Genomic DNA, 12,835 nt, shown 5'->3' with positions numbered 1-12,835 from the left:
GTATTCCGGCGAAAGTCATTACGGCACTGAGGATATGAAGCAGGATCGGAACTCTTCGGTGCGAAGCAGGAAATCCGGACCGACCGGTTCGGTGCGGTGCGCGGCAGATCGCGCGCATCCGGGAAGTGAGGCGGGAAATGAATCACAAGCTCTGGTTGCTCGGTCGGCTCGCCGCCGTAGGCGGGCATATCATCAGAGAGAAGATCACCGGGCACCGGGCGCGCACGATCGACGATGTGCCCGCGTCGGGGGCCGCGCTCACCGCTGAATGGCTCACCGCGGTGCTGTGCCGGGATACTCCCGGCGCCGAAGTCGTCTCGTTCGAGACCACCGGAGGTAGCAGCGGCACCTCCACCCGCGTGGCGATCCGGGTGGAATACAACGAGGCGGGGCAGGCGGCGGGGCTGCCGGAAGCCTTGTTCGCCAAGACCACCAGCTCGCTGAGTCAACGCATCCTGCTGGGCGGCGGCAAGATGATCGACGGGGAGACCCGTTTCTTCCGCGATTTCCGGCCGAAACTCGATATCCAGGCGCCGCTCGGCTACTGGGGTGTCTCCGACGCCGCCTCCTGGCGTTCGATCGCGCTCATGGAGGATATCGCCGCCACCCGGGGCGCGGTGTTCAGCGAGCCCACCGCTCCGATCGGCCGTACGGAAATGGAGGACCTGGTCCGCAACCTGGCCCGGCTGCACGGGACGTTCTGGGAGGATCCGGCGATCGAGCCGTTGAAGACCACCAACGAGGCGCTCGCCGCCTACCTCGCGGCGATCGATATGAAAACCCGGTGCGAAGTCGGCCTGCAGCGGGCGGCCGAGGTGGTGCCCGAGACCCTGCAGGGGCAGGCCGACCGGTTGTGGGCCGGGGTGGAGCGCGCGGTGGACCTGGCGACCACCGAGCTCCCGCATACCCTGCTGCACGGTGATCCGCATATCGGGCAGACCTACCGGACCGAGGACGGGCGGATGGGGTACGTCGACTGGCAGGTGGTCATGCGCGGCGGCTGGGGGCACGATTTCGCGTATACGGTCAATTCGGGGTGTGAACCCGAGGATCGGCGGGCCTGGGCCGAGGATCTGTTGCGGGCCTACCTGGACGAACTCGCCCGGGCCGGTGGCGCGGCGCCGTCGTTCGACGAGGCCTGGCTGATCTACCGGCAGCAGTCGATGTTCGCGTACGCGGCGTGGGCCTTCACGATCGGCCGGGCGGCGTATCAGCCCGAAATGCAATCGCGTGAAACATGTCTCACTCTGGTGCGGCGTATCACCTCGGCGATCGACGACAACGAATCCCTGGCCGCTCTCGGCGTCTGATCGCGACGGCCGTGACCGGGGCCGCCTCTGCCCGGTCACGGCCGGAAAATCCTTCCCCGCGGTCGGCGCGGGACCGGGGAAATACGCGGTCCGGTCCAATGAATTATCTGCGGACTAGTCCTATTGTTTTTCGAAAAGTTCGGTCGTCCAACATATTTCGAAATCGGGCAGCGGCAATGGAGGTGTCGTACCATCGCCTGGTTCCGGGTCGAGTGAAGGGATCGCAGGAGGAGACTCGAACCGGGATCGGCCGGTGGAAAACCACCGGTCCCGACCGAGACGGTATGGAGTTTCACTCTTGATTACCTCGGACCGCCGAAGACAGGACCAGGCCTGGGCGCACGGGTCGCCGACCGATTCCGACGACCCGCGGGTGCCGTTGTATCTGCCGGAGTTCGCTGCCGATCCGCACCGCGTCTACCAGGAGATGCGCCGGCGCTACGGTTCGCTGGCGCCGGTGGAACTGGCGCCCGGAGTGCCGGCCACCCTGGTGCTCGGTTACTCCACCGCGTTACGAGTTCTCAACGATCCGGATCGTTTCCCCGCCGACCCGCGTACCTGGCAGAAGGATATTCCGGCGGACTGCCCGATCCTGCCGCTGCTGGAGTGGCGGCCGATGGCCAGCCGTTGCGCCGGGGAAGAATTCGTGCGTTACCGCCAGGCGATCACGGCGAGTATCGACGAGGTGGACATGTACGCGATCCACTCCGTTGTGGAGAACATCGCGGGCCCGCTGATCAATTCGTTCTGCGAGGACGGGTCCGCCGATCTGATCCAGCAGTACGTGTTCCCGCTCGTCTTCCAGGTGATCAACTACCTGCTCGGCTGCCCTCCGGAGATCGGTCAGCAGGTCGCCGCCGGGACCGCGGCGCTGCTGGAAGGGGTCGATGCCGAGGCGGGCAACCGGATGCTGGGCGAAGCCTTGACGAACCTGGTGCGGCTCAAACAGCAGGAGCCCGGCTCCGATATCACCTCGGTGCTGCTGCAGCATCCGGTGCAGCTCACCGAGGAGGAGGTCTCCCATCACGTTTCGCAGGTGTACGGCACGGGGATCGAGTTCGAGCTGAACCTGATCGTCAACACCCTGCTGCTGATCCTCACCGACGAGCGTTTCGGCGGCAATGTCCTGGGCGGTAACCTCACTTCGCGCGACGCCTTGGACGAGGTGCTGTTCAACGATCCACCGCTGGCGAATCTGCTGATCACCTATCCGCGGATGCCGATCCTGCTCGACGATGTCTGGCTGCCCGCGCATCAGCCCGTGGTGATCAGCATGGCGGCCTGCAACAACGACCCCGCCATCCGGTCGACCGAGCTCACCGGTAATCGCGCGCATCTGGCCTGGGGACTGGGCCCGCATGCCTGCCCGGCGCAATCGCTGGCCTATATCGTGGCCGAGGGGGCCATCGATCAGCTGTTGGACGCGCTACCGGAGATGCGCGCGGATTTCCCGGACGATACGCCGAGCTGGCGGCCGGGCCCGTTCCACCGCTCGTTGTCGGCGCTACCGGTCACTTTCCCCCCGGGTGCGCCGCTGCTGGGGTTCACCGACACCGCGGTTCGCCCGGCCGTGCGCAGCTGAGCGGGCCGGGGGCGGCCGCCGCGGGAAAAAGTTGAATCCGGATTCAACTTGGTTTACCGTCGGCATCGAACGGCCGCCCCCGGCGCAGCGAGCCGCGCCTCGACGATCGGAGCTCTCGTGGAACTGTTCACCTCGACCGAGCGTGCGCGCGAATACCGGCGCACCCTGCTCACGTTCATGGACGAATGCGTCTACCCGGCCGAGCCGGTGTACGCCGAGCAGATGGCCGCGGCGGGCGATCCGCACCATCATCCGCAGATCCTCGAGGATCTGAAAGCCGAGGCCAGATCGCGGGGGCTGTGGAATCTGTTCCATCCGCACCCGGAGTGGGGTCCGGGCCTGACCAACCTGGAATACGCGCCGCTGGCCGAGATCATGGGCCGCAGCCCCGCCCTGGCCCCCGAGGCGTGCAACTGTTCGGCCCCCGACACCGGCAATATGGAGGTGTTCACCCTCTTCGGCACCCAGGAGCACAAGGAACGCTGGCTGCGGCCCCTGCTCGACGGGACCATCCGCTCCGCCTTCGCCATGACCGAGCCCGGGGTCGCCAGTTCCGATGCCACCAACGTGGAGATGCGGATGGAACGCGACGGCGACCACTATGTGCTCAACGGCCGTAAATGGTTCGCCTCCAATGCCATGCACCGCAACTGCAAGGTGCTGATCGTGATGGGCAAAACCGATCCCGATGCCCCCACACACCGGCAGCAATCGATGATGGTGGTGCCGATCGACGCGCCGGGCGTCACCGTGGTGCGCAACCTGCCGGTATTCGGTTATATCGACCGGGAGGGGCACGCCGAGATCGATTTCCGGGATGTGCGGGTGCCGGTGACCGATGTGCTGAAGGGCGAGGGCGAGGGTTTCGCGATCAGTCAGGCCCGGCTGGGGCCGGGCCGGATCCACCACGCGATGCGTGCCATCGGTATGGCCGAACGCGCCCTGGAACTCATGTGTGCCCGGGCCGATTCGCGCACCACATTCGGGCGCAAGGTCAGTGAGCGCGCCAATATCCGGGACTGGATCGCCGAAGCCCGCATCGATATCGAACAGGCCCGGCTGCTCACGCTGAAAACCGCCTGGCTGATGGACACCGTCGGCAACAAGGAAGCGCGCACCGAGATCGCGGCGATCAAGATCGCGGCGCCGGTTATGGCGCTGCGGATCGTGGATCGCGCCATCCAGGTCTACGGCGCGGCGGGCGTGACCGAGGATTTCCCGCTGGCGAGCATGTACGCGCATCTGCGCACCCTGCGAATCGCCGACGGCCCCGACGAAGTGCACAAAATGACCATTGCCCGGGTCGAGCTGGGCAAGGCTCGGGCCGCCGCCGAGGCCGCGGGTAACTAGGCCGGTTCCCGCGGCGTTGCTCTCCGGCCATCGCGGGCAGGGCCGGAACCGGCCGCCCGGATCCCAGCGGACCCGGCCGGGAGGGCGAGCAGGACGGACCGGTGTTCGTCGCGGAGGTCGAATGGACCTGCGACGGCGAACCCTTCGCCTACGGTGGTGGCTCGTTCATGGTGTCGCCGGACGCGAAACTGCGGTTGCCCGAAGGACTCGGCCCGGATATGCCGGTTTCCGACCGGCTGCTCGCCGTTCCCCTCGCCGAACGAGCCGGCTGCGAGCGCCGCGCCCCGGACACCGCGGTACTGCCGCGAACCGACGACGGGCTCAACGCCGCACGCACCGTCAACGGCGGCCTGATCGCGCTGGCGCGGAGGAAGCCGTGCTCTCGCTGGCCCCGGGCGCCACATTGAGCACCCTCGCCCTGCGTTATCTCCAGCCCGCCCGGGTGGGCCCGGTGGTCGCCGAAGCGGCCCTGCACGCGGATGTGAGCCGGGTGACCCTGCGCGATTCCGGTAACGACGACCGGATCACCACACTGGCCACGGGCCGGCTGTTCCCCATCTGACCCACCCGGTCCGAACCGCCGGGCGCGGGCGGACTGTTACGATCCACCGCATCCCAGATATGCCCCCGACGACAGCGAGTGAGCCGTGAACGCCCAGGTGGACAGCTCTTCTGCGGGCGGGGCGGCACCGGAGGGCCGGACGGCGCGCCCGGCGCCGAAGAGCCGGCGCGGTATCCGCACCCGGGCCGCCCTGATCGCCGCGGCTCGGCAGGTCTTCGAGAACGACGGTTTCGTGGACGCCCGTATCAGCGATATCACCCGGACCGCGGGGGTGGCGTCGGGTTCCTTCTACACCTACTTCGACGGTAAAGAGGAGATCTTCGCCGAGGTCGTCGCGCAGGTGCGCGAGGAGATGCTGCATCCGCACATCCGTGCCCGCGGTGGTAGCGACGACCCCCGCGAGTGGATCGCCGCCGCGAATCGGGAGTATCTGCGGTCCTATCGGCGCAATGCGCGGCTGATGGCAGTGCTGGAACAGGTCGCCCGGGTGGACCCGCAGTTCGCGGCCCTGCGCGCCGAGCGGGCATCCGCGTTCATCGATCGCAATGCCGCCCTCATCCGGGATCTGCAGGCGCGCGGACTGGTCCCGGCGGGCTTGGACGCGCGGGTGACGGCGCTGGCGCTGTCCAGCATGGTCAGCAAGATGGCGTATCTGGTGTTCGTGGAGGGAGAGGAGATCGGGTTCGATGTCCTGCTCGGCACCCTCGACCGGATCTGGATCAACGCCCTGGGGCTTCCCGGACCCGGCCGCCGATAGTCGCGGCCGGAACCGGATGCGCGTGTCCCACCGGTTCCGGCCGGGATCTCATGTCCCGGGCCGGCTTGCGGCGAAGCCCCGGAACCGGCGCAGGTAACCCACGATCCGGCGGAGCGGGACCGCCCGTGGCCAATCGTCGGGCCGGAAGTAGGCGTCCGTGCCACCGTCGACGAATAACACGCTGCCGCAGAGGAACTCGGCCGACGGGGAGAGCATCATGAGTACCCAGTCGGCGATGTGTTCCGGTTTTCCGAAACCTCCGGTGGGCACCGGGAACGATTCGACGGCGCGGGCTTCGGTGGGGGAGGCGAGCTGACGTTCGAGCAGCGGAGTCAGGATCGCGCCGGGGGCGATGACGTTGAGCCGGATACCTTCTCCGGCCCATTCCGGGCGCACCGCGTGCCGCCGTATCCAGCGGCTCACCGCGATCTTGGACGCCGCGTAGAGGAAGGGGCCGGCGTGCTTGCCGAATACGCGCACCGTCCGGACGGCGCGGCCGGTATCGCCGGCCAGGAAAGCCCGGATCGCCCGCTTCGGTACCACGGGTACGGTCGTGGACGAATTGCTACCGAACGCGACCACCCGTGCGGCGCCGGTCGCCGCGAGCGCCGGGCGCCAGCCTTGGAGCAGGTCGACCACGCCGAGATAGTTCACGGCCGCGATGAGGGGCAGGCGTGCGGGGTCGGGGGCCGGTCCCAGGCCGGCGGCGAGTACGGCGCCGTCGAGCCGGCCGTCCGCGGCGGCCAGTACCCCGTCGATCGCGGCACGCCGGCCCTCGGCGGTCGAGAGGTCGGCGACGATATCGGCTTCCTGGATATCCACACCGATCACCCGGTGTCCCTCCGCCGCGAGTTTCTCGGCGACCGCTCTGCCCATACCCGACGCCGCCCCCGTCACCGCGTAGACACCCATATGGAACCTTCCTCCGATCCGGTGCACAGCACTGTGCGCCGCGGGTATTTTCGTCGGAGTCTGTCAAAAATATGGGATCTGTCAAGGGTGCCCGATCCGGAACCGGTTCGCGCCACAGGTGTTCGTCCCGCCGGCCGGCTCACCGCGGCGGACTCGGGGGCGTGGGCAGGGCGGCGCAGACGAGGCCGAGGTCGTAACCCACCACGACATTCACCGCCGTGGAGGCGCCCATCCCGGCGGACAGCACATGCCTGCCGGTGACGAGGGGAGTCCAGTCGGCGGCGAACACGCCCGGTTCCACCTCCTCGACCGGGCCGAAGGCACCACCGGTGTCGTAACCGTCGACCGCATCGGTCAGGGTGATACCGTCGGCGCCCGGAGCTCCGATCGCGGTGACCGTATAGGTACAGCCCGTGCCGTACTGGAGGAAACCCAGTCCGAAGCCGCCGGATACGGCCACCTCGCCGCTGCGGGCCGCGGCGGTGGGGGCTGTCGCGAGCACGGCCGTGGCCGCGAGCGCGAGGGCTCCCGACGCGATACCGGTGATGTGTGCGCTGCTCATGGGCGTACTCCGGTGGTCTCGGCGCCTACGGGTGAACGTCGTGTAAGTAGTGGAGCATCCGCCGGCCCGTGGGCACAGGCCGAAGAGATCACGAAATATGTCCCGGGGTCACGAATCGGCACCGGGTCACGTGTGCTGCCGCCGGGTCCGGTGCGACGTCCGGCTTCCGCCGGGTCGTGCCCGAGCGGTATCCGGCCGGCCGAACGGTCTTCCCAGCTGTGGGCGGAACATTCGAGCCCGTATGTAACACCTGCCAGCGTATCGGGGAATAACGGTGCGTAAATGTTATCGGAGGACTCGATTGCCGGTCGAATGCTGACGGGGCCGGTGAGCGTGCCGCGCGGATATCGCAGAATCCTATAACCGTTGCACCGGATATGGATCGGCGCTCCACTCCGGGAGTCGGCAGTTATTGCTCCGCAATTTAAATGATGATATTTCCTTTTAATTTACGATATGCATTCGAACTCGGAACCTCGGTATGGTCCTGTGCGCGAAGTGAATCGCATCCGCCCGGCCTCCGGGACGGAACACGTGAGAAGGAATTGAGCGTAATGAAGTTCGGCACTTTCGCCGCTACCGCAGTTATGGCTGTCGCCGCTGTAGGGATTTCCGCCGGGACCGTGCACGCCGAACCCGCGGCGCCGGCTCCGGAGATCGAGAGCGAGGGCGTCGATCAGGGCGTCGCCTACGAAACCAGCGTCGATCAGAAGACGCAGACGATCACCACCGAGGTGCAGGACGGTCGCTTCGAGCTCACCCCCGACGGCACCAAGGCGATCCTGAAAGCCGTCAGCGGCGCGGTGGTGGCCGAAGTGCCGCTGCAGTACGAGATCTCCGGCAGCGAAATGGCCGTGGCCCACGAGATCAGCGCGGACGGCACCACACTCGAACTCACCCCGACCGTCACCGCCGAGAACATCGGCGAGATGCGGCCGGTCAGCTCGATGGCCCGGCTCACCAGTGAACTGGAGAAGAACGTTGCCGGTGTCGCCGTCGGCGCGGTGCTGGGTGGTTTGCTCGGCGCGCTCGTCGGCCTGGGCTTCTTCAGCATCATCACCGGACCGATCGGCCTGGTCGTCGGCGCGGTCGCCGGTGGATACATCACCGGTGGGCAGTCGTTCGGCGATGCCGTGACGGCGGTCCTGCGCGGCGAGCCGTGACCGAGCCGGTTCCGGACGAGGACGGCGCACAGCCGCTCTCCCCACAGGACAAGCGTGCCCGGGTGGGCGCCACCGCGGCCGCGATCGGTATCGCGGCCGTGGTGACCTCGATCGTGCTGGGTATCGGGGTGGCCGCGCTGCTGGCCACCGCCGGCGGCGAAGAGAATACCGAGGAGCTGGCCGCGCCCTCCTCCACCGTCACCACCGCTACCGGGTCCTCCACCACAGCGGTGCCCGTGGCACCGGCCGGGCCCTCGTCGGCTCCGGCGCCGTCCAGCGCGCCGACCACCACACCCTCGGCTCTCGGTACCGCGGGCCAGGCCAACAAGGAGGCCAAAGAGGCCCCGCCCAAGGTCGAGGTGGTGGCCGGGGATTGCGTCAGTGGTTTCGGGGAAAAGGAAGTCACCGAGGCGCCCTGCGGTAGCGACGAATCCCGCTACAAGGTGGCCAGTGCGGGCCCGGCCGGTACCGCGTGTCCCACCGACGCCGATACCAGCCACACCATCGCCGATACGACTCTGTGCCTCGATATCGACTGGGTGATCGGCAGCTGTGTCGATGTTTCGGGCGAGCAGCCGCAGCGCACCGAATGCGGCCCCGGCGGAGTGCGGGTGATCAGCATTCTGCCGGAGACCAACAGTGTGAACGCATGCCCGTCCGCCGACCGCGGATTCGTCTACGACGAACGGCGTTTCGTGGTCTGCTTCGCCGATATCTAGCTCGGCGTCCGGCCGGCCGGACCGCCACGGGATCCGGCCGGCCGCCCGGCCCACCCCGGCGCCTTCCGGGTGGCAGAGGGCTCCTGCGGGCGATAATCGGATCATGGCTCTCTCCCGCCGACGGTTGCTGCGCACAGGTGCCGCCGGGGCGACCGCGCTACTGGCCGGAGCCGGTCTGGTGAGCAGCGCCCCGTTCCGCGCGCCCCGCCTCCTGGGCGACCCGTTCACACTGGGCGTGGCCTCCGGCGATCCGAGCCCCGACGGGGTGGTGCTGTGGACCCGGCTGGCGCCCGATCCCTTCGCCCCGGACGGGCTGGGCGGAACCGCCCATGCGCCGGTTACCGTCGAATACGAGGTCGCCGAGGACGAACATTTCCGCCGGATGGCGGCCCGGGGCAGCGCGGTGGCCACCCGGGAACTGGCCCACAGTGTGCACCCGGAGGTTCGGGGGCTCGCCCCGGACCGCTGGTACTTCTACCGGTTTCGCGCGGGTACGGCGGTATCGCCGGTGGGCCGCACCCGTACGGCTCCGGCGACGGGTGCGCCCGTCGACCGGTTGCGGTTCGCCTTCGTCTCCTGCCAGCACTGGAGCTCCGGCTACTACACCGCCTACCGGCATCTCTGCGCCGAGGACCTCGATTTCGTGGTGCACCTGGGCGATTACATCTACGAGAAGGAATGGGCGCGGGGGCGGTCCGGGCTCGTGATCCCGGAGACGCTGCGGGCGGAGGCCACCGATCTCACCGGCTACCGGCTGCGGTACGCCCAGTACAAGGCGGAGCCCGAACTACGCGCGGCCCACGCCGCCTTCCCCTGGCTGTGCACCTTCGACGATCACGAAATCGATAACAACTGGGCGGGTTTCCAACCGGGTGCCGGTATCGATATCCACCTGCTGCCCGCCCTGTTCCGGCGCCGGCGCGCGGCCGCTTTCCGGGCCATGTACGAACATCTGCCGTTGCGTATCGCCCAGTTGCCCTCCGGCCCGTACACCCGGATGCACCGCCGCTATTCGTTCGGCGCCCTCGCCGACCTCACCATGCTCGACACCCGGCAGTACCGGTCGCCGCTGGTATGCGGTGACGGGGCGAACCTGGTCGTGGACTGCCCGGACCGTTTCGCCGCCGATCGTACGATCCTGGGTGCCGAGCAGCGCGAATGGTTGATCGACGGGCTCACCCGCTCCACCGCGCGCTGGCAGATCCTGGGTAATCAGGTCGCCATGGCGCAATCGGACCACGACCCGGGGCCGGCGGTCGCGGTGGGTACCGACGCCTGGGACGGTTATGTCGCCGATCGCGACGCGGTCCTGGCCGCGGCCGCCGCGCGCGGGCGCGGTGATCTGGTGGTGCTCACCGGTGACCGGCACGAGAACTATGTGGCCGATATCCGGGGCGACTACCGGGATCCGGCGTCCCCGGTGGTGGCCACGGAGTTCACCGGTACCTCCGTCACCACCGGCCGGGACGGCGCCGATCTGCCCCCGCGCGGGCGGACCCTGCTCGATGCCAATCCGGATATGAAGTTCTTCAACGGTCAGCGCGGCTACGTCCGGGTGGAGGTGGACGAAGAGCTGTGGCGGGGTGATTTCCGCGTGGTGCCCTATGTGCACCGGCCCGGGGCCCCGGTCACCACCCGGGCCGCTTTCGTGGTGGAGCACGGGAGGCCGGGGGCCCGAGCGGCGTGGGATCCGGGGCCCGCAACCGTGACCACGGAGGTCGAGGCGTCCGGCCGCCGGCCCGCGGTCGAGGCCGACCGGCCGGGTGGATAGGGGCCGCGACCGGTAAGGAGGGGACAGCTTCCGTAAGTTGGCCGAAAGTGCCGATTTCCTGACCGCTGGTATGTCCCCGCCGGGGTGATCCAGGCCATAGTCTCGGAAAGATGTCCAGTTCCGCAACGAGCCCCGGCACCGGCGCCGGGCCCGGCCAGACCTTCGACTACGACGTGCTCGTCATCGGCTCCGGTTTCGGGGGCAGTGTGAGCGCCCTGCGGTTGACCGAGAAGGGGTACCGGGTCGGTGTCCTCGAGGCCGGGCGTCGCTTCACCGACGACGAATTCGCGAAAACCTCCTGGCGCGCCAGGCAGTACCTGTGGGCGCCCTATCTGGGCTGCTTCGGCATCCAGCGGCTCACCATGATGAAGAACACCCTCATCATGGCCGGCGCCGGAGTGGGCGGCGGCTCGCTGGTCTATGCGAACACACTGTACGAACCCCCGGACAAATTCTTCCGGGACGGTCAGTGGGCGCATATCACCGACTGGAAGGACGAACTCTCCCCGTACTACGACCAGGCCAAACGTATGCTGGGCGTGACCACCAATCCGGCCACCACCCCCAGCGACCGGGTGCTGAAGGAGGTCGCCGAGGAACTCGGAGTGGCCGATTCCTATCAGCGGACGCCGGTGGGAGTGTTCTTCGGCGGACCCGGCACCCGTCCAGGGGAAGATGTCGAGGACCCGTACTTCGGTGGCGCCGGCCCGGCGCGGCGCACCTGCACCCACTGCGGTGAATGTATGACCGGGTGCCGGCACAATGCGAAGAACACCCTGGTCAAGAACTATCTGTACCTCGCCGAGCAGGCCGGTGCGACGGTCCACCCGCTGCGCACCGTCACGGATGTCAAACCGCTGCCCGACGGTGGCTACGCGGTGGAAACCGTCGCGACGGGGCGCTGGCTGCGTAAACGGCGCACCACCTACACCGCCGAACAGGTGATCTTCTCCGCGGCCTCCCTGGGCACCCAGCGGCTGCTGCACAAGCTCCGCGACAGCGGATCGCTACCGAACATCTCCGCTCGCCTCGGATTTCTCTCCCGGACCAACTCCGAGGAACTGCTCTCGATCCGCAGCCGCGACAAGAGCAAGGATTTCACCAAGGGGGTGGCCATCACCTCCTCGATCCACCCCGATCCGGACACCCATATCGAACCCGTGCGTTACGGCAAGGGCAGCAATGTGATCTCGCTGATGGGCAGCGTGATGGTGGACGAGGAACCCGGTGTGTCCAAACGCCGGCTCTGGTTGCGTGAAATGTGGCGCTACCGCCGGGACCTTCCGCATCTGCACAATCCGCGGGGCTGGTCGGAACAGATGATCGGCCTGCTGGTGATGCAATCGGTGGACAACTCGATCACCACCTACACCAAGCGGGGGCTGTTCGGCCGCAGGATGACCACCCGTCAGGGCGAGGGCGCACCCAACCCCACCTGGATCCCGGCCGGGCACGAGGTGGGCCGCCGGGTCGCCGACAAGATCAACGGTATCCCCGGCGGGGCCAGCAGCAGTGTTTTCAACATCCCGATGACCGGTCATTTCATCGGCGGATGCGTGATCGGCGACAGTCCCGAGACCGGCGTGGTCGACCCCTACCATCGCCTCTACGGATATCCGGGTCTGCACGTGATCGATGGTTCCACCATTTCGGGCAATCTCGGCGTCAACCCCTCGCTCACCATCACCGCCCAATCCGAGCGGGCGGTCGCCCTCTGGCCGAACAAGGGCGAGCAGGATCCGCGGCCGGCCCCCGGGGCGCCGTACCGGCGGATCGCCGCGGTGGCCCCGGTCGCTCCGGTGGTGCCCGCGTCGGCGCCGGCGGCTCTGCGGCTGCCGGTGGTGGAGGTCACCCATCGGCCGCGACCCGATATCGCCGTGGGCGAGTAGACGCCCTGCTCGGGGCGGGACGCGCCGGATACCGGGCCGCCGCGGCGGCGGCTCGGCGGCCCCCTTTCCAGCGGCTGTGAGCCCCTTCACATAAGCTGACGAATAGCTGATCGGAGGGGCCGGCTCGCCCGCCCCGGCTCGTGCCCGCGTTTACCTCCGGTGCCTCCGGGGTAACGGATTGAGGTCGATACTCGCCGGAACCCGGTCGCCGGCGGGCGCGACGCGACGAGTCGGCCGGGCCGACTTGGCCGCGCGCGC

At 68.2% G+C, this 12,835-nt stretch carries 12 protein-coding genes; 10 read left to right on the top strand and 2 right to left on the bottom strand.

Annotated elements, in window-relative coordinates; translation table 11 throughout:
- Positions 1-137: 137 nt before the first annotated feature.
- The 6 genes from ACYR7D_RS27955 (at position 138) to ACYR7D_RS27930 (ending at position 5,561) form a co-directional block, all read left to right on the top strand.
- Positions 138-1,310 (top strand): aminoglycoside phosphotransferase family protein, encoded by a 1,173-nt coding sequence (locus tag ACYR7D_RS27955; RefSeq protein ID WP_459547487.1) that lies wholly within the window; start codon positions 138-140, stop codon positions 1,308-1,310.
- Between the two features lie 298 nt (positions 1,311-1,608).
- Positions 1,609-2,892, top strand: a complete 1,284-nt coding sequence (locus tag ACYR7D_RS27950) for a cytochrome P450 family protein (protein ID WP_459547486.1) — start codon at positions 1,609-1,611, stop codon at positions 2,890-2,892.
- A gap of 117 nt (positions 2,893-3,009) precedes the next feature.
- A complete protein-coding gene (locus tag ACYR7D_RS27945) occupies positions 3,010-4,242 on the top strand; it encodes an acyl-CoA dehydrogenase family protein (protein WP_459547485.1) in 1,233 nt (410 codons plus the stop codon).
- A gap of 101 nt (positions 4,243-4,343) precedes the next feature.
- Complete coding sequence (locus ACYR7D_RS27940; protein WP_459547484.1) at positions 4,344-4,649, top strand: hypothetical protein; 306 nt, start codon at positions 4,344-4,346, stop codon at positions 4,647-4,649.
- Positions 4,619-4,804, top strand: a complete 186-nt coding sequence (locus ACYR7D_RS27935) for a hypothetical protein (RefSeq protein ID WP_459547483.1) — start codon at positions 4,619-4,621, stop codon at positions 4,802-4,804. Before ACYR7D_RS27940 ends, ACYR7D_RS27935 begins: the two co-directional genes overlap by 31 nt.
- 85 nt (positions 4,805-4,889) lie before the next feature.
- Positions 4,890-5,561 carry a TetR/AcrR family transcriptional regulator gene (locus ACYR7D_RS27930; protein WP_459547482.1) on the top strand — a complete coding sequence of 224 codons (672 nt, stop codon included), beginning with the start codon at positions 4,890-4,892 and terminating at the stop codon, positions 5,559-5,561.
- Positions 5,562-5,609: 48 nt separating this feature from the next.
- Here ACYR7D_RS27930 and ACYR7D_RS27925 read toward each other — a convergent pair whose 3' ends face one another.
- Together ACYR7D_RS27925 and ACYR7D_RS27920 are read right to left on the bottom strand one after the other, a co-directional pair.
- On the bottom strand, positions 5,610-6,473 hold the full coding sequence (locus tag ACYR7D_RS27925; RefSeq protein ID WP_459547481.1) for an SDR family oxidoreductase: 864 nt from the start codon (positions 6,471-6,473) through the stop codon (positions 5,610-5,612).
- 139 nt (positions 6,474-6,612) lie between these two features.
- The gene (locus tag ACYR7D_RS27920) at positions 6,613-7,035 is read right to left on the bottom strand and encodes a hypothetical protein (RefSeq protein WP_459547480.1); all 423 of its coding nucleotides are present in this window, start codon (positions 7,033-7,035) and stop codon (positions 6,613-6,615) included.
- A 554-nt stretch (positions 7,036-7,589) separates the two neighbouring features.
- On the opposite strand from ACYR7D_RS27920, the gene ACYR7D_RS27915 reads away from it, so the two are divergent.
- The 4 genes from ACYR7D_RS27915 to ACYR7D_RS27900 all read left to right on the top strand — a co-directional run bounded on the left by ACYR7D_RS27915 (position 7,590) and on the right by ACYR7D_RS27900 (position 12,577).
- Positions 7,590-8,198, top strand: coding sequence for a hypothetical protein (locus ACYR7D_RS27915; protein ID WP_459547479.1), 609 nt, complete (start codon positions 7,590-7,592; stop codon positions 8,196-8,198).
- The gene (locus ACYR7D_RS27910; protein WP_459547478.1) at positions 8,195-8,917 is read left to right on the top strand and encodes an LppU/SCO3897 family protein; all 723 of its coding nucleotides are present in this window, start codon (positions 8,195-8,197) and stop codon (positions 8,915-8,917) included. The genes ACYR7D_RS27915 and ACYR7D_RS27910 overlap by 4 nt, the downstream gene beginning before the upstream one ends.
- A gap of 103 nt (positions 8,918-9,020) precedes the next feature.
- Positions 9,021-10,688, top strand: coding sequence for an alkaline phosphatase D family protein (locus ACYR7D_RS27905; RefSeq protein ID WP_459547477.1), 1,668 nt, complete (start codon positions 9,021-9,023; stop codon positions 10,686-10,688).
- 110 nt (positions 10,689-10,798) lie between these two features.
- Positions 10,799-12,577 (top strand): GMC family oxidoreductase N-terminal domain-containing protein, encoded by a 1,779-nt coding sequence (locus ACYR7D_RS27900; protein WP_459547476.1) that lies wholly within the window; start codon positions 10,799-10,801, stop codon positions 12,575-12,577.
- Positions 12,578-12,835 lie beyond the last annotated feature (258 nt).

The sequence above is a fragment of the Nocardia sp. X0981 genome (assembly GCF_977089955.1).
This window is presented reverse-complemented; position numbering and strand designations above follow the sequence as displayed.

Bases quoted from the DNA above. Each gene is read 5' to 3' on its own strand.
- ACYR7D_RS27925 (WP_459547481.1), bottom strand. From the start codon at position 6,473: ATGGGTGTCTACGCGGTGACGGGGGCGGCGTCGGGTATGGGCAGAGCG.
- ACYR7D_RS27905 (WP_459547477.1), top strand. From the start codon at position 9,021: ATGGCTCTCTCCCGCCGACGGTTGCTGCGCACAGGTGCCGCCGGGGCG.
- ACYR7D_RS27955 (WP_459547487.1), top strand. From the start codon at position 138: ATGAATCACAAGCTCTGGTTGCTCGGTCGGCTCGCCGCCGTAGGCGGG.
- ACYR7D_RS27920 (WP_459547480.1), bottom strand. From the start codon at position 7,035: ATGAGCAGCGCACACATCACCGGTATCGCGTCGGGAGCCCTCGCGCTC.
- ACYR7D_RS27900 (WP_459547476.1), top strand. From the start codon at position 10,799: ATGTCCAGTTCCGCAACGAGCCCCGGCACCGGCGCCGGGCCCGGCCAG.
- ACYR7D_RS27915 (WP_459547479.1), top strand. From the start codon at position 7,590: ATGAAGTTCGGCACTTTCGCCGCTACCGCAGTTATGGCTGTCGCCGCT.